General features: G+C 61.2%; 14 protein-coding genes. 2 read left to right on the top strand and 12 right to left on the bottom strand.

Annotated features, from left to right (window positions below; all coding sequences use genetic code 11):
• Positions 1–31: 31 nt before the first annotated feature.
• A complete protein-coding gene (locus HX868_RS28725) occupies positions 32–211 on the top strand; it encodes a hypothetical protein (RefSeq protein WP_016980181.1) in 180 nt (59 codons plus the stop codon).
• 139 nt (positions 212–350) lie between these two features.
• On the opposite strand, the gene HX868_RS28730 is transcribed toward HX868_RS28725, so the two are convergent.
• The 12 genes from HX868_RS28730 to HX868_RS28785 form a co-directional block, all read right to left on the bottom strand.
• Positions 351–944 (bottom strand): glutathione S-transferase N-terminal domain-containing protein, encoded by a 594-nt coding sequence (locus tag HX868_RS28730; protein ID WP_177005173.1) that lies wholly within the window; start codon positions 942–944, stop codon positions 351–353.
• A complete protein-coding gene (locus HX868_RS28735; RefSeq protein WP_177005174.1) occupies positions 941–4,579 on the bottom strand; it encodes an AAA family ATPase in 3,639 nt (1,212 codons plus the stop codon). Before HX868_RS28735 ends, HX868_RS28730 begins: the two co-directional genes overlap by 4 nt.
• The gene (locus tag HX868_RS28740) at positions 4,576–5,817 is read right to left on the bottom strand and encodes an exonuclease SbcCD subunit D C-terminal domain-containing protein (protein WP_177005175.1); all 1,242 of its coding nucleotides are present in this window, start codon (positions 5,815–5,817) and stop codon (positions 4,576–4,578) included. The genes HX868_RS28735 and HX868_RS28740 overlap by 4 nt, the downstream gene beginning before the upstream one ends.
• A 168-nt stretch (positions 5,818–5,985) precedes the next feature.
• Positions 5,986–6,222 carry a DUF6124 family protein gene (locus HX868_RS28745; RefSeq protein ID WP_177005176.1) on the bottom strand — a complete coding sequence of 79 codons (237 nt, stop codon included), beginning with the start codon at positions 6,220–6,222 and terminating at the stop codon, positions 5,986–5,988.
• Between the two features lie 568 nt (positions 6,223–6,790).
• Entirely contained in the window at positions 6,791–8,431 is a 1,641-nt protein-coding gene (locus HX868_RS28750; protein ID WP_177005177.1) for a BatD family protein, read from the bottom strand.
• Positions 8,428–10,173 carry a tetratricopeptide repeat protein gene (locus HX868_RS28755; RefSeq protein WP_177005178.1) on the bottom strand — a complete coding sequence of 582 codons (1,746 nt, stop codon included), beginning with the start codon at positions 10,171–10,173 and terminating at the stop codon, positions 8,428–8,430. Before HX868_RS28755 ends, HX868_RS28750 begins: the two co-directional genes overlap by 4 nt.
• On the bottom strand, positions 10,170–11,258 hold the full coding sequence (locus HX868_RS28760; RefSeq protein WP_177005179.1) for a vWA domain-containing protein: 1,089 nt from the start codon (positions 11,256–11,258) through the stop codon (positions 10,170–10,172). The genes HX868_RS28755 and HX868_RS28760 overlap by 4 nt, the downstream gene beginning before the upstream one ends.
• On the bottom strand, positions 11,251–11,745 hold the full coding sequence (locus tag HX868_RS28765) for a DUF4381 domain-containing protein (protein WP_177005180.1): 495 nt from the start codon (positions 11,743–11,745) through the stop codon (positions 11,251–11,253). The genes HX868_RS28760 and HX868_RS28765 overlap by 8 nt, the downstream gene beginning before the upstream one ends.
• Positions 11,742–12,674, bottom strand: coding sequence for a DUF58 domain-containing protein (locus tag HX868_RS28770; protein WP_025857778.1), 933 nt, complete (start codon positions 12,672–12,674; stop codon positions 11,742–11,744). Before HX868_RS28770 ends, HX868_RS28765 begins: the two co-directional genes overlap by 4 nt.
• A 5-nt stretch (positions 12,675–12,679) precedes the next feature.
• Positions 12,680–13,639 carry an AAA family ATPase gene (locus HX868_RS28775; protein WP_003174327.1) on the bottom strand — a complete coding sequence of 320 codons (960 nt, stop codon included), beginning with the start codon at positions 13,637–13,639 and terminating at the stop codon, positions 12,680–12,682.
• A 237-nt stretch (positions 13,640–13,876) separates the two neighbouring features.
• Positions 13,877–14,227 (bottom strand): hypothetical protein, encoded by a 351-nt coding sequence (locus HX868_RS28780; protein ID WP_425504254.1) that lies wholly within the window; start codon positions 14,225–14,227, stop codon positions 13,877–13,879.
• Between the two features lie 132 nt (positions 14,228–14,359).
• A complete protein-coding gene (locus HX868_RS28785) occupies positions 14,360–16,027 on the bottom strand; it encodes a dermonecrotic toxin domain-containing protein (RefSeq protein ID WP_177005182.1) in 1,668 nt (555 codons plus the stop codon).
• 505 nt (positions 16,028–16,532) lie between these two features.
• Here HX868_RS28785 and HX868_RS28790 point away from each other — a divergent pair.
• Positions 16,533–21,401 carry an NAD-glutamate dehydrogenase gene (locus HX868_RS28790; RefSeq protein ID WP_177005183.1) on the top strand — a complete coding sequence of 1,623 codons (4,869 nt, stop codon included), beginning with the start codon at positions 16,533–16,535 and terminating at the stop codon, positions 21,399–21,401.
• The last annotated feature ends 26 nt before the right edge of the window (positions 21,402–21,427 follow it).

The following is a 21,427-nucleotide window of genomic DNA, read 5'->3' on the forward strand; positions in this document are numbered from 1 at the left end:
ACTCAACCAAACGAACACAAGGGTTACCGACATGAATCTGAATCTCTTCTCCATCATCGCCGCTTCCGCTGTTTCCGCCACTGTTGCCCTGCCAGCCGCGGCCAGCGTGGAAGTCTCCGGCAAAAAATCCAGCACCAGCGCCTACACCCAGAAATACCTGCAACAAAGCGCCAACTTCTACGCCGCACTGGATCACAAAACCCAGCAATAACCTGACGTTGAGCCACGGCCCCATGTAGGAGCCGGCTTGCCGGCGAAAAACGTGAGGGCGCCGCGTTTTGTCTGGCTTCCCGCGTTATGGTTGACGACCATCGCTGGCAAGCCAGCTCCTACATTGGATTGTGTTGAGCTCAGGCCTTTGCCATTACCGCGATAAACAGTGGCGATTCCAAGAAGCGCTCAAGCCAAGCCTGCAACCGTTTATACGATGTACCGGCAAACCACACTCGATCCACATGGGCATACTGGCGCACAAACGGCGCCAGTGCAGCATCCGCCAGGGTCAGGTGGTTGGCCATCAGGTAATCCCGTTCTGCCAACAACGCTTCCAGCTTCTGCAAGAACACTTCACCCCCGGCCCGATACTGTTCCATCGGTTGCTCGGGGTAGCGTTCGGCGTACTTGTATCGATTCAAGTAATACTTGAAGCTCTGGTCGTTCTCGGCAATCAACGCGAATACCGCCGGGTCGCCGTGCAGCAACCAGTTATCCGGGTCGTTCTGCGCCAAGGCCCACTGCATGATCTCCAGGCTTTCTTCAATCACCTGCCCGTCAACGTTCAGCACTGGCACGGTGCCCTTGGGCGACAACGCCAGCATCTCGGCGGGCTTGGCCTTGAGGCTTACCTCGACGATGTGCACCGGTATGCCCGAGTAGCGCAGGGCCAGTCGCGCCCGCATCGCATAGGGGCAGCGCCGGAACGAATACAGCAGCGCCTCGCTCACTTGACCTCCAACGTGCTCAACCCATTGCCCTGACGCTTGACCTGGATCTGCACCGGAATGCGTTCGTGCATTTCCTGCACGTGTGAAATCACCGCCACTTTACGGCCCTGAGCCTGCAAGCCATCCAGCGCGTCCATCGCCAATTGCAGCGATTCCGGGTCGAGGCTGCCGAAGCCCTCATCGATAAACAGTGATTCGATTTTCAATGTGCTGGAGGCCATCGACGCCAGGCCCAGGGCCAGCGCCAGTGAGACCAGAAAGGTTTCGCCGCCGGACAATGAATGCACCGAGCGCAGCTCGTCGCCCATCTCCGTGTCCATCACCAACAGGCCGAGCATGCTGCCGCCACGCTTGAGGCGGTAGCGCCGTACCAGTTGGCGCAGTTGCACGTTGGCGTGGTGCACCAACAGGTCGAGGTTGTAGGCCTGGGCGATCTTGCGGAAGGTGTCGCCAGTGGCAGAGCCGATCAGCGCGTTCAGGCGTGCCCAGCGTTGCCATTCGTCATAGGCCTTGGCGATCTGCTCGGCGAAGGCCTGGTTGGCGTCCTGGCGACGCTGGTCTTCGGATTGGCGCGCGCGCAATTCGGCGCAGTGTTTCTCGCTCTCGGCCAGTTGTTGATTGAGCGTGGTCAAGGTACCGTTCAGCTCTTCGGCTGCGAGGTTGCCATTGTGCTGGGCCTGGTGGTCGGCGAGGCGCTGTTCGCGCTCTTGCAACAACACCTTGGCCTGTTCGACGGCTTTTTCGCTGTGCTGCACCTGTTGGCGCAATTGGCTGACCTGGGCGTCTTCGTAGGCCAGCAAGCGGGTGAGGCCAGCGTCATCGAGTTCCGGGTGCAAGGCGCGCCATTCGCTGATACGCGTGACGAGGGCCTGTTGTTCGGCCTGCAACGCCTGTTCGCGCTCCTGCTGGGCCTTGAGGTCGGCGGCCAGTTGGATCAGGGCGTTGTGGATTTCTTGCAGGTATTTGTTGGCATCGGTTTCGCTTTGGCGCGACTGGGTCACGGCCTCATCCAACTGTTGCTGCCAGTGTTCGGCACTGGTGTGTTCACCGAGCAGCGCGCTGAGTTTTTCCTGGGCCGTCTGTTGCTGGGCAGTCAGTTCGGTGACCTGCTGCATCAGCGCATCAAGCTGATGCTGGCGATGTTGCTGGTGGGTCTGTTCCTTCTCGATCGCCTGTTGGCGTTCTTGTTGTTCGGCCAGCTCATCGCGTTGGTGACCTAGCTGCTCCAGGCGCTGGCTGACTTGCTGGTCCAGCTGCATGAAGGTAGCAGCCGGCTCGGCGCGTAGGCCCTCCAGGATTTCTGCGGGCAACAGGCTGGCGAAGGCGCTCAGTTCCTGGTCGAGGCGTTCACGGTCGCTGGCCAGCTCGCGCTGCTGATCGACCAGCAATTGACGGGCCTGCTGGCTGGCTTCCTGGGCGGCTTGCAGTTGTTGCTGCAGGCGCCCGGCGTTTTGTTGCAGGTTGAGCAGGGCGCCTTGGCGTTGTTCGTCCTGAGTGATGCTTTGGGTCAGCTGGCCCAGTTGCTGTTCAAGCCAGACGCTGCGTTTGGCGGCTTCCTGGTTGAGCAACGAGGCGGCCAGCGGGTGCGCATCCAGGCTTGGCTTGAGTGCTTGCTGTTGCGTGGCCAGTTGCTCCTGTTGTTGCAGGTATTCCTTTTGCTGGGCGATCAAACCGCCCACTTCGCCGCGCAGCTCGGTGAGTTTTTCCTTGAGTGTGTCCACGGCTTTCTGCGCGGTGGCTTCTTCGTTTTCGTCATGACGGCCGAGGCTTTGCAGCAACGCTTCGGGTTGGTGGTACGGGTGTTCGTGGCTGCCGCACACCGGGCAGGGTTGGTCATCCTGCAACTGTTCGCGCAACTCTTCGACGCTGGCGCTGCGGGCCAGGCGTTGGCGTTCCAGCAATTGCTTGGTCACGCTCAGCGTCTGTTCGGCAACGGTCAGCTCGGCCTTGGTTTGCAGGCCGGTCTGGTTCAATTGCTCGCGTTGCTGTTGGGCATCGCTGAGCTTTTGCGTCAGGCTGGCGGCTTGCTGATCCAGCTGTTGCTGGTTGTCCCACAGGCGCGTCAGGTCTTCGAAAGCACGTTGTTGCTTGCGATTGTCTTGCAGCAGGCTCGCCAGCAATTGGATTTGCTCAGCCACGGCGTGAGGCTCGGCACCGGCCTCCTGATACAGCAGGTCCAAGGCTTCGCGTTGCTGAGTGAATTGTTCGGCGGCGCCTGTCGCGCGTTGTTCCAATTGCGGCAGTTCGGCCTGGCCCTTATTCAGGCGATTGCCGATCAGCATCAGCTGTTGCAGACGGTCGCGGTAGGCGCTCCAGGCATCGCTCAGTGGCGCGAAGACGGCGCTGCGCTCAAGCTCGGTCGCCAGGCGTTGCAGGCGTTCGGCGACGTGGCGCTGTTTTTCCAGCAGCCCGGTGAGTTGGGCCTGACCTTCGGTACAGGCGCTTTCGTGCTGCTGTTTTTCCTCGGTGCGTTTGGCCAGCTCTTTGGTCAAGTGGGCGAGGGTGCTTTGCTCTTCAAACGCCTGTCGCAGCAACGGCACGGCGTCATTCTGGTTTTTCAGGGCTTGCGCCAAAGCGGTTTGAGCGGTGGCTTGTTGTTGCTGGGCCTGCTCCTGGCGGGTGTGCAATTCGGCCTGTTGTTGGATATGCGACTGAATCTGTACGGCCAACGGGGCAAGCACGGTAACGAGTTCGGCCTGGCGCGCAAACTGGTGACGCTGTGGCGCCAATTGGTCCAGGCGGCTCAGGTCTTCACGTTGCTGGCCCTGGTTATACCATTCCGCCTGTGCGCGCTGCAGTTGTTCGGTGGCGGCGAGTTGGCGTTCCTGCCATTCGCGCAGCTCCTTGAGCCAGGTGTGCTGAAGCTCAAGTTGCTTGAGTTGGGCTTGCTGGGTCTTGAGTTGCTGTTGTGCGGCATCGAACTGCTGATCCAGCTCCACACGTGCCTCGGGCGCCAGGGGCACCACGCCGGTCGCCTGGTCCTGCAACTGCTTATGCGCATCCCGCGCGTCTTTGGCCTTGTCGAACGCGCGCCGGCCGAGTTGGGTGTACAGGGCCGTGTCGGTGAGTTTTTCCAGCAGTTCGCTGCGCTCGTTGTCATTGGCTTTGAGGAAGGCGCTGAACTCACTCTGCGCGAGCAAGACGGCACGGGTGAACTGTTCGAAGTTCAGGCCCAGGGCCAATTCCAGCTGAGTTTTGTATTCGGTTTTCTGGCTGGCCAGCAGTTGGTCGCTGTCCAGGTCGATCAGGCTCTGGCGGCTGTTCTGCAACTTGCCGCTGGCCTTGTCGCGGGCGCGATTGGCCTCCCAGCGCGCGCGATAGCGACGGCCACTGACGCCGACAAAATCCACCTCGGCATAACCGCCACCGGTACCGCGCCGCAACAAAGTGCGCGGGTCGCCGATGGAAATGTCGCTGTCGGCGTCCGGCATCTTCGCCTGGCCGGTATCGCCCAGGCGTGGCACCGCGCCAAACAGCGCCAGGCACAAGGCATCGAGCAGGGTACTTTTACCGGCGCCGGTCGGCCCGGTAATCGCGAACAACCCGGCACTGGCCAGGGGCTCGGCAGTAAAGTCGATTTCAAACGGGCCGGCCAGTGAAGCCAGGTTTTTCAGGCGGATGGCGAGGATCTTCATGGCTGTTCACCCTCCTGTTGCACTTCCTGGAGCAGCACGGCGAAGTCCTTCAAGGTCTGTTCATCCACTTCACTGCCATAACTGTCCTGCCAGGCGCGGCTGAACAGTTCCTGGGGCGTGAGCTGGTCGAGTTCGATCAGGCGGTCGTCGCCTTCGTCCTCACGGTTGCCTTTACCCGCGTATTCGGCAGCGATACGCACCAGACGCACGGCTTTGCCTTGCAGGGCGCTTTCGATCTGCTGGCGCAGGTCGGGTTGCGGCTCGTCGAGGCGTACGCGGACTTCCAGCCAAGGGTGGCGCTGGGTTTCGGCCAGCAGGTCGACATCGGGCAACTCGGCCAGGGCCTTGAGGATATCGGCCAGAGGCGCGGCTTCCAGGCGTTGCAGGTCGACCGAGCGCGGAATCAGCAGCGGTTCGACGCTCACCAGGCATTGGCCCTGGAAGGTGACGTCGAGGATCTGGTGCTTGTAGCCGATTTCGGAAAACGACAGCGGAATCGGCGAGCCGCTATAGCGAATGCGTTCCTCACCATTGACCTTCTGCGGCTTGTGCAAATGGCCGAGGGCGACGTAAGCGACACTTCGATCAAACAGACTGGCCGGCAGCGCCTCGGCATTGCCGATGATCAGGCTGCGCTCGGAGTCTTCCGACACCGAACCACCGGCCATGTGCGCGTGGCTGATGGCGATCAGCGCCTGGCCTTTCTTGCGCTTGGCGTTGGCGGCGGCAATCAGCCATTCATGTACCTGGCCGATACCGCGCAGGTAGTCGTCACCCAACTGTGCACCGGTCACTTCCGCCGGGCGCAGGAACGGCAGCGCCAGGCACCAGGCGGCGATCTTGCCTTTGGCGTCCGGCAGGGGGATCAGCAGGCGTTCGGCGTCGAGTTGGCCGTCATCCAGCCACAGCACCCGGCCCAGAGCGTGGGTACGCAGGCGGCGCATCAATGGCGCGGGCAGTTCGATACGGGAGCCGGAGTCGTGGTTGCCGGCGATCATCACGATGGTCAGTTTGGGGTTCTGTTCGTGGGCGCTGATGATGAAGTCATACAGACGTTCCTGGGCCTTGAGTGGCGGGTTGACCGTGTCGAAGATATCGCCGGCGATGAGCAGTACATCCGGCAGATGGGTGTTCAGTTGACCCAGCAGCCATTCGAGGAAACAGGCGTGTTCGAAGTCGCGTTCCTGGCCGTGGAGGTTTTGACCCAGGTGCCAGTCGGAGGTGTGAAACAGACGCAAGGCGAACTCCGTTGAAGAGATGAAAAGGAGGGGAGTTTACCTGTAAATGCGTCAGCGCACCCCCTGTAGGAGCCGGCTTGCCGGCGATAGCGTCCAATCAGTTACTGCCAATGTGTCTGACGTACCGCAATCGCCGGCAAGCCGGCTCCTACAGGATTGTGCCGTTGCTTAAGGCGTTGGTTGCAGGCAGTCCAGCGCCCGGTCAGCGAGGGTTTTGGCGCTGTTGATCAAGTGCTCGGTGGCGCCGGCCATATAGCGCTGATCACTGCTTGGCGCTTGGGTGGTGCCAGCAGCGGTCGCGGCGGCGCAACGCAGCAGGTCGCAGATCTGGGCGAGGGCGTCTTCGAAGCTGAGGTCGTGGTGCACGGTGAAGGTGGGCGGTGGGTCGGGGACGATTTTGTTCATGGAAATACCTACAGGGTTTGGAGCCATTCTTTTGCCGATCTCACACGTCAAAAGGTGGCAGCTATGTGCGGGGTGAGATACCGGATTTGTAGGCGCACCCGGCCAGACCGAAGTCTGCCCGCACACAGCTGCCATAGAGCATGTTGCTCGTGGCGCCTACAAATTCACGGGATCTCACACCCGATCGCTGATATGCAGCGACGGAGCGAAGGCTAGCCAGTGGAATGAGCAGGCGCAAGGCCGTGGGATTGTCTAGGAAACTTCCTGCAAATTAAAGCGATATGGATTGCTGGCCTTTAACAATGCATGACACAGGGTTTGCCGAGCGACCTGACTGTGGTGAGCGGGCCTCTCGTGGTGAGCGGGCTTCTTGTGGCGAGCGGGCTTGCCCCGCGTTGGGGCGCGAAGCGGCCCTAATCCAGGCGACTCCATCATTCAGCCAGATCTCATCGGCAGGTTTTGGGGCTGCTTCGCAGCCCAACGCGGGGCAAGCCCGCTCGCCACAAGAAGCCCACTGGCCACAACAAACCCATTCACCACAACAAGCCCGCTTACCACCGCAGGCGGGTTATTTGGGATAGAGCGGCGGCAAGCTAGTGGTATCCGCCGCCGGGTCCACCTCGCGCTCAGCCATCGGAATCGCCTTCACCGCACGCCACAGGTCTTCACCCAGCCAGAAATGCCCACTCTCGCTGTACAGCGCGCCGTTCAACCCATCCAACGCATCCGAGAGCGGCACAAACCGCGCTGCCATATCCGCGAGCGTTTCCGGCTGCTGCCGCGCCCAGGCGTCGAGTGCCTGGCGGGTGGCTTGCGGGTCGTTGGCCTGGGTGGCGCGCTTGAGGTCGTCGAGCAGCGTGCGCGGGCTCGGGCCGGTTTGTGCGGCGCGCAACACGGCCGGTTGCCGGCGGGCACGCCACCACAAGCCAAAACCCAGCAGGGTGGTGCAGGCGAGGATCAAGGTGCTCAGTTGCCACAGCCACAGGCGTTCATCATCCGGCGCGGTGATGACGGTGGGTGTGGCGGGCGTGTCCACTGCCAGGCTCGGGTTGATCGCAACCTGCACGGTGCGCGCCGGCAGGCTGGTGCGCTCCAGGTGATCTTCATGGGTGTTCCACCACACCACGTCCACGGCGGGCAGTTCCAGGCTGCCGGCGCGGGTGGGCACCAGGGCTTCGCGGTCTTCGCGGCTGCCGATCAGGCCACGGTCGTTGGTCAGATTGCCGAGCACCGGTTGGTCCGGGTAGCGGCGCAGGCCGTTGATCTCGGTGCTGGGCAGGGCCGGCAGTTGCGCGCTGGACAGGCCCTCGGCCTTGACCGTGAGGCTGCGGGTCAGGGAGTCGCCGACCTGCACATGCTCAGGCTCTGGGTTCCAGTTTTCGCTGAGGGTGAGGCTGCGCGCTGGCAGCCACGGGGTATCGGCGGGGTAAAGCGCGGGCTTGGGTTTGACCACCAGCGGTAACTCTGCGGAACTGACGTGGATCAGCTTGCCGGGCTTGGTGCCTTGCAGGGTGTTTTCCTGGGGCGGGCGCGACTCCACCAGTGTCGCGCTGAAGGTCTGCGCCGGGATCGCCAGGGTGCCGCTGTGTTGCGGATAGATCGCGTAGCGGGTTTCGATCACGCCGTGGCGGATGCTGTTGATGACCTTTTCGTAGGTGCGCGACTCGCCCAACTGCTCCACGCGCGCATCGGCAATCTGCAAGGGCGTGAGGCTGCTGTCGTCATACAACGACACCGAGTGGTAGACGCGCACGGTCAAGAGTGCCTGGGCCTGGACGTAGACGCTGGTCTGGTCGAGGTTGGCCTCGACAAACACCGGTGCCAGCTCGGCGGCGGTGTTCTGGCTGGCGGTTTCGACTACTTGCAGGTTGATCGGTTGGGTCTTGTACTCGCCCACTTGCAGGGGCGGGATGACCACTGTGCCGTTTTCCTTGGGCAGCAGGGTGATGATCCAGCGTGTGGTGGCGTGGTTATCGCCGCCCAGGGTGGTGAGCTGGTTGATCTGACGCGTGCCGCTGACTTCGAACTGCGCATCCAGCGGCGACAGGTCGGGCTTGCCGAACTGCGTAACGTCGCTGGACTCCACCGTCAGTTCCACCGTTTCCCCGGAGTTGACGCGGCTGCGGTCGACGCTGGCGGTCAGGTTCGCCGCCTGGGCATGGCCTGCCGAGAGGGCGAGCAGGAGCAGTAGGGTGGTGCGGCGGCTCATCGAGTCTTGTCCTGATGTTGTTGCTGTTCGTACCAGAATTTGCGGCGCAGCAGCTCGCCGGGGTTGTCCGGGATCTCCTGCAGCCATTGCTCCAGAGCCTGGCGATGTTCACCGTCGAGGCTGGCGTCATTGGGGCGCAGCGGCGGGGTGGTGGTCTGTTCGTCACCCAATTCGCTGCCCGGCACTTCATTGCCTGCGGTTTGCGGCGTGTTGCCGGGCTGGGTGTCACCGGTGCCGGCTTCGCCCTGGCCCTGGCCCTGGGACGACTGCTCGCCACCTGTGCTGTTTTGCCCACTGGCGCCCGGTTGCGCAGTTTGGCCGGGTTGGGTGGTTTCGTCATCCTCGTTTTTTGCAGGCTCGGTGGGTTCCGGTTCGGCCTGTTCCTGCATCAGGGCTTCCACCAACGCCTTGTTTTTCAGCGCCGGTTGCAGGTCGGGCTGGGCTTCGAGGGCCTGTTCGTAGGCGTCGATGGCGGCTTCCAGCTCGCCGGACTTGGCCAGGGCATTACCCCGATTGTAGTGGGAGTAGGCGTCATTGCCTTCGGCAAACAGCTTGATCGCCTCGGCATAGTTGCCTGCTTCGTAAAGCGCCACGCCTTTCCACTGCGGGTCTTCGAAGTGTTCGGCAGCTTCGGCGGGGCGCTTTTTCTTCAGCAGGTACTGGCCTTGCTGGTTGGGACGCAGCCACAAGTCCTGCAAGCCGAACGCATAGCTGGGCTGCGGCGCGCTCAACAGCAGCAGCGGCAAGCAGAACAACCAGCCGCGCCGCCCGGCGCAGGCGGCAAGCAGCAACAAGGGCAGTAACAGCCAGTAACCCTGGTCGGCCCACGTGTCGAGGTGCAGCAATTGGCCGTCGTTGCGCAGGGTTTGTGGCGGGTCCAGCACGCCGAGTTGGCGCAGGTCTTTGTCGTCCAGGCGCGCCGCGCGGTAACGGCCGCCCATTTCACTGGCGAAGGCCTTGAGTGTCGGGCTGTCGAGGCGCGGCACCAGGATTGCGCCTTGTTCGTCCTTGAGGAACTCACCGCTTTCCTGGGTGACCGGCGTGCCTTCGCGGCTGCCGATGCCGAGGATCGACAGGGTGGGCGCCTGGGCGCTTTGTAGTATCAGACGAATGCCCTGGCGTTCCTGTTTGGACAGCGACGAACCAATCAGCAGCAGGCGACCCTGGCCGAGGCCACCTTGCTTGAGCAGGCCGAGGGCTTTTTCGACGGCCAGGTCGGCGCGATGGCCCGGCTCAGGCATGATCGACGGGCGCAGGGCTTCCAGCAGGTTGCGGCTGGTGGCCAGGTCGTCCGACAGCGGCACCAACGTGTGGGCGCTGCCGGCATACACAACGATGGCGGTTTGCGCATCGGTACGCGCCTGAAGTAAGTCGTACAGCTTGCGCCGCGCTTGTTCCAAGCGATTGGGCGGGCTGTCGGTGGCGAGCATTTCCGGCGTCAGTTCCAGCAGCACCACCAACGGGTCGGAAGGCTTCTGGCTGGATTGCTCCACGCGTTGCCAGCTCGGCCCGAGCAATGCCAGCACGGCCAACAGCCAGGCAATGCCGAGCACCACCCACGGCGATTTGCTCTCGCGGCCGTTGCCACCACTGAGCAACACGGCGTGGAAGGCCGGCGGCAGGATCATCTGCCAGCGCCCGGCGCGCTTTTGCCGGTGCCACAGGTGCCACAGCAGCCAGCCAAGCAACGGCAGCAGCAACAACCACCACGGACGGAACCAGTGCGGCCACAGGTCGATCATCGACGCCTCCGCAAACGCAGGCGTTTGAGGCGCTGGCGCCACTCAGGGTGTTGTTGCAGGAATATCCCCTTGCTCGACAATTTGTTGAACAGCCGTTGCAGCGCGTTGTTCGGCCAGCGCTCCTGAATCACCAGCAACATGCTCAGCACCAAGGCCAGGGCCAGCGGCGCGCTGTACAGTGCCAGGGCCGGGCGCGCTTGGGTGGGTTGCTGTTCGACTGGCTCCAATTGGTCGAGGGTTTCTTTGATCGCTTGCAGCTCCTCACCATCGCGAGCACGGAAATATTGGCCGCCGGTGGCTTCGGCGATGGCCTTGAGCGCCGGTTCGTCCAAGTCCAGGCTCGGGTTCACGCCCAGAATGCCCAGGGAACCGGTTTGCTCCGGGTCGGCGCCGATGCCGATCGGGTAGATTTTTACGCCTTCTTCAGCCGCCAGGCGCGCGGCGGTCAGCGGGTCGATCTGCCCGGCGTTGTTGGCGCCGTCAGTGACCAGGACCAGCACACGACTCTGCGCCGGGCGCTGGCGCAGGCGTTTGAGGGCCAGGCCGATGGCGTCGCCAATCGCGGTGTTCTTGCCGGCAATGCCGATGCGCGCTTCGTCCAGCCAGGTACGCACGGTGCGACGGTCGAAGGTCAGTGGTGCTTGCAGGTAGGCTTGGCTGCCGAAGAGGATCAGGCCGACGCGATCACCTTCGCGCCCCTCAAGAAAGTCTCCGAGCAGGTGCTTGACCAGGCTCAAGCGACTCACGTCCTCGTCCTGCCAATTCATATCCGGGAAGTCCATGGACCCCGAAACGTCCACCGCCACCAGCAAGTCACGGCCACTCGCGGCAATCGGCAACGGTTCGCCTAGCCATTCCGGCCGAGCTGCAGCGGTCAGCAGCAGCAACCACAGCACCACGAACGGCGCTTGCTGGCGCCAGCCGGGCAGGTTGACGCGAGCGCGGCGACGGGCCAGGCCTTCGAGGTCGCTGAGGTAGCTGACTTTCAACGCGGGCTCGCCACTGTCGGCGGCCGGCAGCACAAGGCGCATCAACCACGGCAAGGGCAGCAGGGCAAAGATCCACGGCCAGGCGAACTCAAACATGTTTGCGAATCCAGGTGTCGACGGCCTGGGTCAGGCCGGCGATGGCCTTGTCATCGAGCTTGCATTCGGGTTTGTAGGCGCCCTCTACCAATACCATCCAGCGCGTAAGGCCGGCAGCGGGGCAGCGGTTGTCGAGGAATGCCAGCCATTTGCGGCCGTTGAGGGTGTGGCTCTGGCTGTAGGGGTAGTCGTTGCGGCACAGGCGCTTGAGCAAACCATTGAGCTGTTGCAGCCAGGCGCCGGCGGGTGCGCCATCGTAAGGCTTGGGCATGAGCGCAAGCTCTGCCAGGGCGGCGATGCGCAGTGGGTCCAGCGGTTGTTCGGTACGGGCGATGGGGCGGCGGGTCGGCAGAAAGCGGCGCAGTGACCACAGGCCCCAGCCGAGCAGCGGAATCACCAGCAGCAACAGCCACCAACCCGGCGCGGGCGGCCAGAAGCCGATGGCGGGTGGGGCGATCAGCGGTTGCAGTTGGTCAAGGCTGCTCATTGTTTTTTAACCGGACGTTGCGGGTTGAGGTATTCGCGCAGTTGCTCGACCATTTCGCTCTGGGTGCTCAGGGGCATCAACAACACGCGCAGTTTCTGCGCGAGCAGCTCCCAGCGCGCAATACGGGCTTCGGCCTGGGCCTTGTAGGCCTGGCGCAGGTCGAAATTCAGCGTATCCAGTTCCAACTGGGCACCGCGTTCGGCGAAACGCAGCAGCCCGGCGGCGGGCAGGGCGTGGTCGAGTGGATCGGAAATCGGTAGCAGCAACAAATCGCAATGCCGCGACAGCAAACTCAGCTGTTGCTCGGCGCCTTCGGTCAGCGCCCGTTCGTCGCAGATCACAATCACCAGGCTGCCAGGGCGCAACACTTCGCGGCCACGGCGCAGGGCCATGCCGAGGGCATCGGCCTCGGGGCGGCTTTCGGTGCTCAGGCTCTGGTTGACGCGCACGAGGCGGTTGAGCAGTTGCAGCAGGCTTTGCTTGCTGCGGCGCGGCTTGATTTCGTAGTGCTCGTTGTCGCCGAACACCAGCCCGCCGACACGGTCGTTATGCCCCAGCGCGGCCCAGCCGATCAGGCTGGCGGCCTGGGCGGCCAGCACCGACTTGAACATCTGCCCCGAGCCGAAAAACAGCCGGCAGCTTTGCTCCACCATGATGAAGATCGGCCGTTCGCGCTCTTCATGAAACAGTTTGGTGTGCGGTTCCTGGGTGCGTGCGGTGACGCGCCAGTCGATGGTGCGCACATCGTCGCCGGCCTGGTACACGCGCACTTGGTCGAAGTCCACGCCACGCCCGCGCAGCTTGGAGTGGTGCAGGCCGATCAATGGGCTGCGCTGGCTCGGTGTGGAAAACAGCTGCACTTCGCGCACGCGATGGCGCATCTCGATCAATTCGCTGAGCGTGACGCGGATTCCATCGCTGGCGTTCATGGGTTTCAAGCGACGGCAACGACGTCGAGAATGCGCTGCACCACACGGTCCTGGTCAATGCCGGCGGCTTCGGCCTCGAACGACAGGATGATGCGATGGCGCAGCACGTCGAACAGCACCGCCTGGATATCTTCCGGGCTGACGAAGTCGCGACCGGCCAGCCAGGCGTGGGCGCGGGCACAGCGGTCCAAGGCGATGGAGCCGCGTGGGCTGGCGCCGTAGGCGATCCACTCGGCCATTTCCGGGTCGAACTTGGCCGGGGTGCGCGTGGCCATCACCAGTTGCACCAGGTATTCCTCCACGGCGTCGGCCATGTACAGGCCAAGGATTTCCTTGCGTGCGGCGAAGATGGCTTGCTGGCTGACACGCCGCTCCGGCTTGGTTTCGCCGTTGAGCGCTTCGCCACGGGCTTGTTGCAGGATGCGTCGCTCGACGGCGGCGTCCGGGAAGCCGATTTTCACATGCATCAGGAAACGGTCGAGCTGGGCTTCGGGCAGCGGGTAGGTGCCTTCCTGCTCGATGGGGTTTTGCGTGGCCATCACCAGGAACAGTGGCGACAGGTCGTAAGTGCTGCGCCCGACGCTGACCTGGCGCTCGGCCATGGCCTCCAGCAAGGCTGACTGCACCTTGGCCGGGGCACGGTTGATTTCGTCCGCTAGCACCAGGTTGTGGAAGATCGGCCCTTGCTGGAACACGAAGCTGCCGGTTTCCGGGCGATAGATCTCGGTGCCGGTGATGTCGGCGGGCAACAGGTCGGGGGTGAACTGGATACGATGGAACTGCGCTTCGATGCCCTCGGCCAACTCTTTGATGGCCTTGGTCTTGGCCAGGCCTGGCGCGCCTTCCACCAGCATATGGCCGTCGGCGAGCAAGGCGATCAACAGGCGATCGATGAGTTTTTCCTGGCCGAGAATCTGCGTAGAAAGAAAGGTTCGCAGCGCAAGCAGCGCTTCACGATGTTCCATCGATGACGGTTCCTGGAGAGATGAGCCCGGTGGTCAAGAAAAAACGCCGGGCTTGGGAGGCTTACTTTAATGCATCGAAGGGGGTGGCGACTAACGGCGTTTTTGTAAAATTTGGAATTTACTGTGGGCGTCGGCTTGTCGAATCGTCGCACCGCGGCGATCGCGATACATCAGTCGGCAGATGTGCTGGCTGGTAGGCAGCCATCGCCGGCAAGCCGGCTCCTACAGGGGAAGGGTTCAGCTACGGAGATAGGTGCCAGTACCTTTGAGGATGTTTTGCAGCGTTTCCTCGACTTCAGTCATGTCCGACACGCTCGTGGCGTGGGTGATCTCCAACTGGTCCTTGCCGCCCAAGGCATCGGCATCGCCTGCGGCCAGTTCAACCAGCAGGGTTGTGGCGCCCAGGGTGACTTTCAGCCCATCCAGCGTCGACGGCTCGTAATCCCAGGTCAGTTCCACTTCGTCTTCATCCGGGTAACGGGTCAGCATGAACATCTCGCCGTTCTTGCCGTGGCAGCAGAGCATGGCCATGTTGTCTTCTTCGTCATCGCACGGGGTTGCAATCAGGAGGGTGGTGGACAATTTCATCATAAAGCCTATAGAGAAACGTGTGGAACCAGTCGTTAGCTTTCCATTATGGCGCTTTTCGCAGCTAGATGTGGATAGCGCTCCGCACGCGTAGGTCAGAGGTTTTGATGCCTCTGCCAGTCTGGCTTACGCTTAAACGATTTTTTGGATGAGCGGTTTTAACGGGGGTAAGCCGTTTCCCAGGCCCGCAGTGAAAACCGGTTTAAGCGCGTTGAATGCGCCAAAGAGAATACGATCACTGCCACCAGGACGTCCGTGGACTTTGTCATCAATACCCACACCCAGCTCTACTACACCTGTTCCCACACTCAGGCCCGTCAGCAAAAGACCTACGGGGGGCAGTGCCATACCCAAAGGCGTCAGGAACAAAAGCGCTGTACTCAACCAACGATTTGCTTTGAGAATCGTTTTTTTAGTGTGATCGGAGTTCAGCACGAACTGCTCCCCCGTGGTGCGCTTCATCTCCGATTCTGTGCGCACCTGCATTTCTTTGAAGGGGTCGCCTTCAACCGTGTCTCCACTGAAGACGCCACCTTCTTTCCAGTAGCCCCTTCGTTCATAATAATCAACTGCGCCGGGCTCTTTTAAGTGATTGTGGAGGAAGTGGATGCGATCATTCAGTCCTCTGAAAAACAACGATGAATCCAAGTCGCTCAACGAGAAATACGTTTTGAATGCTTCGACTTTATGCTCATCCGTCAATTGACTTCCCAGCCATTTATTCATGGCCTCGGGTGAATCAAAACTGTGGATAGGCGAGGCATTACCCGGGATGTATAGAAGTGTTTTCTGAGTTTGAGTATCCCGGGTATAAAAAATACTGGTGGATTTGAACCCATTGAACGTCAGGAGTTTAGTTTCAAGATTCGGATCACGTACGTACGGAGTTTCCAGTGTGAAACCACCTGCGTCCAAGTAAGTCTGGTCGGCGGGAATACCTGTCAGACGCATCGCAATTTTTCTTCCGGCCTCATCCAGTGACTGTTCGTGATGCTGAGTGTGTGCCGCTTTCAAGTAGGACACTTTAGAAAGCTGTGCATAAGCGTGGCGGGTATTGTTATGCGACCAATAGAAGTTCAGATAATCATCATAGGGTTTTTTGTACGCATGATCCCATGACATCTGTTTGAATTCCTTAGGGTCAATGGGAAGTTGGTTGTCCGGGCCAAAGGTGGTCGGGGAATCAGCCGAGGGCTCGGTGTAGATCGCTTGATACTGCGTGTTGAATTGGCCGACCAGCGGCGTGGGGAACGTGCCATCCACGCCAGGCCGCTCCGTATGGCGAGAATTGGGCTGTATATTGATCGATAGGCTGGAGGCCTCTTTAGGGTCTCTATATTTTTGGGGCAGGCCCGGCAATGAGGTGCTTTGAATATTCAGGCGCGCCGCGTCGGCCAGTGAAATTTTTTGTACAATCACGCCTTCGTAAGGCTTTTTGTCTCTATTGTAGGCAATTGTTACCAGGTACGTTTTATTAGGATCGACATCAAGGCCAAACTTCTTTTTGATCTGTGCTTTTACCAGCGTGCCCGTGTAGGCGGTGGGTGTCACTATTGGCTTGTAATTATCCAATGCATAGGTGTCGATCAGGCGGTTGTTCTGCAACGGCTCGGTGAAGTAGTCAGGAGTAGCCCCTGCCGATGAGAGTCGTTTTGCAGGGGGCGTTGTGTCAACGCTTATGCCCCATTCTGGAAAATGAGCCCGGTGATTGGAGGCAACAGGGGGCTTTTGCGATTCAGGTGGCGCAGCGGGTTGCAAAGTGTGTGATTGTTTGGCAAGGCCGGCGCGTTGAATAGACATGTTAAGTACTCATTTAGTTGGGGGGGCGTCCTTGCTGAAGTTTAAGTCCGTCGATCAAGCTGTCATGGCGTCGCGCTGTGTGCTCGATTTGATTGCTGGCTCGTTTATGGAGTGGTCAGTAGGGAAGTGTGGGATCCATCATCAATTGCTATGGCGGCAATAAAAACACACTATCAATCGCTAAGTGCCGGAGCCGCCGTGAGCGTGCCTGGTTGTACTGCCTGACCTTGACCGAATATGTCGCGGTACGGCAAGCACCCGTCTTCCCTCAGTCGGTAAGCTGCGCAGTGGATGTGCCGCAGCAAGATTTTGACCTGCCCGTCACTTCGTCGCCTGCCGACGGCGCATCCGATGTGACCTCATGGTCTTGTCCAGCTTCACCCACCTGTCACCCTGATTCGCTAGTGTGCTTATATCAGTACCAGCGAACAGCGCTGACGGTCTCCCCGCAAGGGGATAACTCGCGACGCTTCCATCAATAACAAGCCCAAGCGGAGTACCACAGATGGCGTTCTTCACCGCAGCCAGCAAGGCCGACTTCCAGCATCAACTGCAAGCGGCACTGGCGCAGCACATCAGTGAACAGGCACTGCCACAAGTGGCGCTGTTCGCTGAACAATTCTTCGGCATCATTTCCCTGGACGAACTGACCCAGCGTCGCCTTTCCGACCTGGCCGGTTGCACTCTTTCTGCGTGGCGCCTGCTTGAGCGCTTTGACCATACCCAACCGCAAGTGCGGGTCTACAACCCCGATTACGAACGTCATGGCTGGCAGTCGACCCACACTGCGGTCGAAGTGCTGCACCATGACCTGCCATTCCTGGTGGACTCGGTCCGTACCGAGCTGAACCGCCGCGGCTACAGCATCCACACCTTGCAGACCACCGTGCTCAGCGTACGCCGTGGCGCCAAGGGCGAGCTGCTGGAGATCCTGCCAAAAGGCACCCAGGGCGAAGGCATCCTGCAAGAATCGCTGATGTACCTGGAAATCGACCGCTGTGCCAACGCCGCCGAACTGAATGTGCTGAGCAAAGAGCTTGAGCAGGTATTGGGCGAAGTGCGCGTGGCCGTGGCCGATTTCGAACCGATGAAAGCCAAGGTCCAGGACCTGCTGGCCGGTATCGACGCCAGCCAGTTCAGCATCGACGGTGAAGAAAAAGCCGAGATCAAGAACTTCCTCGAATGGCTGGTGGGCAACCACTTCACCTTCCTCGGCTATGAAGAGTTCGTGGTACGTGACGAGGCGGATGGCGGTCATATCGAATATGACGCCAACTCGTTCCTCGGCCTGACCAAACTGCTGCGCGCCGGCCTCACCGCCGACGACCTGCGCATCGAAGACTACGCCGTGGCCTACCTGCGTGAACCGACCGTGCTGTCGTTCGCCAAGGCTGCGCACCCGAGCCGCGTGCACCGCCCGGCGTATCCGGACTATGTGTCGATCCGTGAGATCAGCGCCGACGGCAAAGTGATCAAGGAACACCGCTTCATGGGCCTGTACACCTCCTCGGTGTATGGCGAAAGCGTGCGGGTGATTCCGTACATCCGTCGCAAGGTTGCAGAAATCGAACGCCGTTCCGGCTTCCAGCCCAAGGCTCACCTGGGCAAGGAACTGGCTCAAGTCGTTGAAGTGTTGCCCCGTGATGACCTGTTCCAGACCCCGGTCGACGAACTGTTCAGCACCGTGATGTCGATCGTGCAGATCCAGGAACGCAACAAGATCCGCGTCTTCCTGCGCAAAGACCCTTACGGTCGTTTCTGCTACTGCCTGGCCTACGTGCCACGCGACATCTATTCCACCGAAGTGCGCCAGAAGATCCAGCAAGTGCTGATGGATCGCCTGAAGGCCTCGGATTGCGAGTTCTGGACTTTCTTCTCCGAGTCCGTGCTGGCCCGTGTGCAGTTGATCCTGCGCGTCGATCCGAAGAACCGTCTGGATATCGACCCGCTGCAACTGGAAAAAGAAGTGGTGCAGGCCTGCCGCAGCTGGCAGGACGATTATTCCAGCCTGGTGGTGGAAAGCTTCGGCGAGGCCCACGGCACCAACGTGCTGGCGGATTTCCCGAAAGGCTTCCCGGCCGGTTACCGCGAGCGTTTCGCTGCGCATTCGGCCGTGGTCGATATGCAGCACCTGAACAGCCTGACCGAAGCCAACCCTCTGGTGATGAGTTTTTATCAGCCAATGGGGCAGGGGTCTGATCAACGCGAGCTGCATTGCAAGCTCTACCACGCCGATACCCCGCTGGCACTGTCCGACGTGCTGCCGATCCTGGAAAACCTCGGCCTGCGTGTGCTGGGTGAATTCCCGTACCGTCTGCGCCATGCCAATGGCCGCGAGTTCTGGATCCATGACTTCGCGTTCATCGCCGCCGAAGGCGTGAACCTGGACATCCAGCAGCTCAACGACACCCTGCAGGACGCGTTTGTGCACATCGTGCATGGCGACGCCGAAAACGATGCGTTCAACCGTCTGGTGCTGACTGCCGGCCTGCCATGGCGCGACGTGGCGTTGCTGCGTGCCTACGCCCGTTACCTGAAGCAGATCCGCCTGGGCTTCGACCTGGGTTACATCGCCAGCACCCTGAACAACCACACCGACATCGCCCGCGAATTGACCCGGTTGTTCAAGACCCGCTTCTACTTGGCGCGCAAGCTCACCGCCGAAGATCTGGAAGACAAGCAGCAACGCCTGGAACAAGCGATTCTTTCGGCCCTGGACGACGTCCAGGTGCTCAACGAAGACCGCATCCTGCGTCGCTACCTGGACCTGATCAAGGCCACCCTGCGCACCAACTTCTACCAGACTGACGCCAACGGCCAGAACAAGTCGTACTTCAGCTTCAAGTTCAACCCGCACGCGATTCCCGAGCTGCCGAAGCCGGTGCCGAAGTTTGAAATCTTCGTGTATTCGCCGCGTGTTGAAGGCGTGCATTTGCGATTTGGCAACGTGGCCCGTGGCGGCCTGCGCTGGTCCGACCGTGAAGAAGACTTCCGCACTGAAGTACTTGGCCTGGTAAAAGCCCAGCAAGTGAAGAACTCGGTCATCGTGCCAGTGGGTGCGAAGGGCGGCTTCCTGCCGCGTCGCCTGCCATTGGGCGGCAGCCGTGACGAGATCGCGGCCGAGGGCATCGCCTGCTACCGCATCTTCATCTCGGGCCTGTTGGACATCACCGACAACCTGAAGGACGGCGCCCTGGTGCCACCGGCCAACGTCGTGCGCCATGACGACGATGACCCGTACCTGGTCGTTGCGGCAGACAAGGGCACTGCGACCTTCTCCGACATCGCCAACGGCATCGCCATCGACTACGGCTTCTGGCTGGGTGACGCGTTCGCGTCCGGTGGTTCCGCCGGTTACGACCACAAGAAAATGGGCATCACCGCAAAGGGCGCGTGGGTTGGTGTGCAGCGTCACTTCCGTGAGCGCGGCATCAACGTGCAGGAAGACAGCATCACCGTGGTGGGCGTCGGCGACATGGCCGGTGACGTGTTCGGTAACGGCTTGTTGATGTCCGACAAGCTGCAACTGGTCGCAGCGTTCAACCACCTGCATATCTTCATCGATCCTAACCCGAACCCGGCCACCAGCTTCGTCGAGCGTCAGCGCATGTTCGAGCTACCGCGTTCGGCCTGGACCGACTACGACACCAGCATCATGTCCGAAGGCGGCGGTATCTTCTCGCGCAGCGCGAAGAGCATTGCCATTTCGCCACAGATGAAAGAACGCTTCGACATCGCGGCCGACAAGCTGACCCCGACCGAACTGCTGAACGCCTTGCTCAAGGCGCCGGTGGACCTGTTGTGGAACGGCGGTATCGGTACCTACGTCAAGGCCAGTACCGAAAGCCATGCCGACGTGGGCGACAAGGCCAACGACGCACTGCGCGTCAATGGCAACGAGCTGCGCTGCAAGGTGGTGGGCGAGGGCGGTAACCTCGGCATGACCCAACTGGGTCGTGTGGAGTTCGGCCTTAATGGTGGCGGTTCCAACACCGACTTTATCGACAACGCCGGTGGCGTGGACTGCTCCGACCACGAAGTGAACATCAAGATCCTGCTCAACGAAGTGGTGCAGGCCGGTGACATGACCGACAAGCAACGCAACCAGTTGCTGGCGAGCATGACCGACGAAGTCGGCAACCTGGTGTTGGGCAACAACTACAAGCAGACCCAGGCCCTGTCCCTGGCCGCGCGCCGTGCCTACGAGCGTGCCGCCGAGTACAAGCGCCTGATGAGCGACCTGGAAGGCCGTGGCAAGCTGGACCGCGCCATCGAGTACCTGCCGACCGAGGAGCAGCTCACCGAGCGCGCCGCGAATGGCAAGGGCCTCACCCGTCCGGAGCTGTCGGTGCTGATCTCCTACAGCAAGATCGACCTCAAGGAAGCGCTGCTCAAGTCCCTGGTGCCGGATGACGACTACCTGACCCGTGACATGGAGACCGCGTTCCCACCGAGCCTGGTCGCCAAGTTCTCCGAGGCCATGCGTCGCCACCGCCTGAAGCGTGAGATCGTCAGCACCCAGATCGCCAACGACCTGGTCAACCACATGGGCATCACCTTCGTTCAACGACTCAAAGAGTCGACCGGCATGAGCCCGGCGAACGTGGCAGGCGCTTATGTGATCGTGCGTGACATCTTCCACCTCCCGCACTGGTTCCGTCAGATTGAAGCCCTGGACCACCAGGTTTCCGCTGACGTGCAACTGGAGCTGATGGACGAACTGATGCGCCTGGGCCGCCGTGCTACACGCTGGTTCCTGCGCAGCCGTCGCAACGAGCAGGACGCTGGCCGTGACACCGCGCACTTCGGTCCGCACCTGGCAGCGCTGGGCCTCAAGCTCGACGAACTGCTGGAAGGCCCGACCCGCGAAGGCTGGCAGAACCGCTACGGCAAATACACCGAAGCCGGTGTGCCGGAGCTGTTGGCGCGTATGGTTGCAGGCACGACGCACCTGTACACCTTGCTGCCGATTATCGAAGCCGCTGACGTGACCGGGCATGACGCCGCCGAAGTGGCCAAGGCCTACTTCGCCGTCGGCAGCGCCCTGGACCTGCCGTGGTACCTGCAGCAGATCAGTGATCTGCCGGTGGCCAACAATTGGCAGGCCCAGGCCCGTGAAGCCTTCCGCGATGACGTGGACTGGCAGCAACGCGCAATCACCATCTCCGTGCTGCAAATGGCCGACGCGCCACAAGACATGGAAGCCCGCGTGGCCCTGTGGCTTGAGCAGCACAAGGACATGGCGGAGCGTTGGGTGGCGATGATGGTGGAAATTCGTGCTGCTGTGGGTACGGACTACGCCATGTACGCGGTGGCCAACCGTGAGTTGTTGGACCTGGCGTTAAGCGGTCAGTCGGTGCTGCAACCGGCTTGATTCAGCGGTAAGACAAAAAGCCCCGT

Source organism: Pseudomonas reactans (assembly GCF_013385825.1).
GTDB lineage: Bacteria > Pseudomonadota > Gammaproteobacteria > Pseudomonadales > Pseudomonadaceae > Aquipseudomonas > Aquipseudomonas reactans.

What these genes read in the sequence shown, in the direction of transcription:
- HX868_RS28725 (WP_016980181.1), top strand. Translation starts at nt 32, where the DNA reads ATGAATCTGAATCTCTTCTCCATCATCGCCGCTTCCGCTGTTTCCGCC.
- HX868_RS28735 (WP_177005174.1), bottom strand. Translation starts at nt 4,579, where the DNA reads ATGAAGATCCTCGCCATCCGCCTGAAAAACCTGGCTTCACTGGCCGGC.
- HX868_RS28745 (WP_177005176.1), bottom strand. Translation starts at nt 6,222, where the DNA reads ATGAACAAAATCGTCCCCGACCCACCGCCCACCTTCACCGTGCACCAC.
- HX868_RS28750 (WP_177005177.1), bottom strand. Translation starts at nt 8,431, where the DNA reads ATGAGCCGCCGCACCACCCTACTGCTCCTGCTCGCCCTCTCGGCAGGC.
- HX868_RS28755 (WP_177005178.1), bottom strand. Translation starts at nt 10,173, where the DNA reads ATGATCGACCTGTGGCCGCACTGGTTCCGTCCGTGGTGGTTGTTGCTG.
- HX868_RS28760 (WP_177005179.1), bottom strand. Translation starts at nt 11,258, where the DNA reads ATGTTTGAGTTCGCCTGGCCGTGGATCTTTGCCCTGCTGCCCTTGCCG.
- HX868_RS28765 (WP_177005180.1), bottom strand. Translation starts at nt 11,745, where the DNA reads ATGAGCAGCCTTGACCAACTGCAACCGCTGATCGCCCCACCCGCCATC.
- HX868_RS28770 (WP_025857778.1), bottom strand. Translation starts at nt 12,674, where the DNA reads ATGAACGCCAGCGATGGAATCCGCGTCACGCTCAGCGAATTGATCGAG.
- HX868_RS28775 (WP_003174327.1), bottom strand. Translation starts at nt 13,639, where the DNA reads ATGGAACATCGTGAAGCGCTGCTTGCGCTGCGAACCTTTCTTTCTACG.
- HX868_RS28780 (WP_425504254.1), bottom strand. Translation starts at nt 14,227, where the DNA reads ATGAAATTGTCCACCACCCTCCTGATTGCAACCCCGTGCGATGACGAA.
- HX868_RS28785 (WP_177005182.1), bottom strand. Translation starts at nt 16,027, where the DNA reads ATGTCTATTCAACGCGCCGGCCTTGCCAAACAATCACACACTTTGCAA.
- HX868_RS28790 (WP_177005183.1), top strand. Translation starts at nt 16,533, where the DNA reads ATGGCGTTCTTCACCGCAGCCAGCAAGGCCGACTTCCAGCATCAACTG.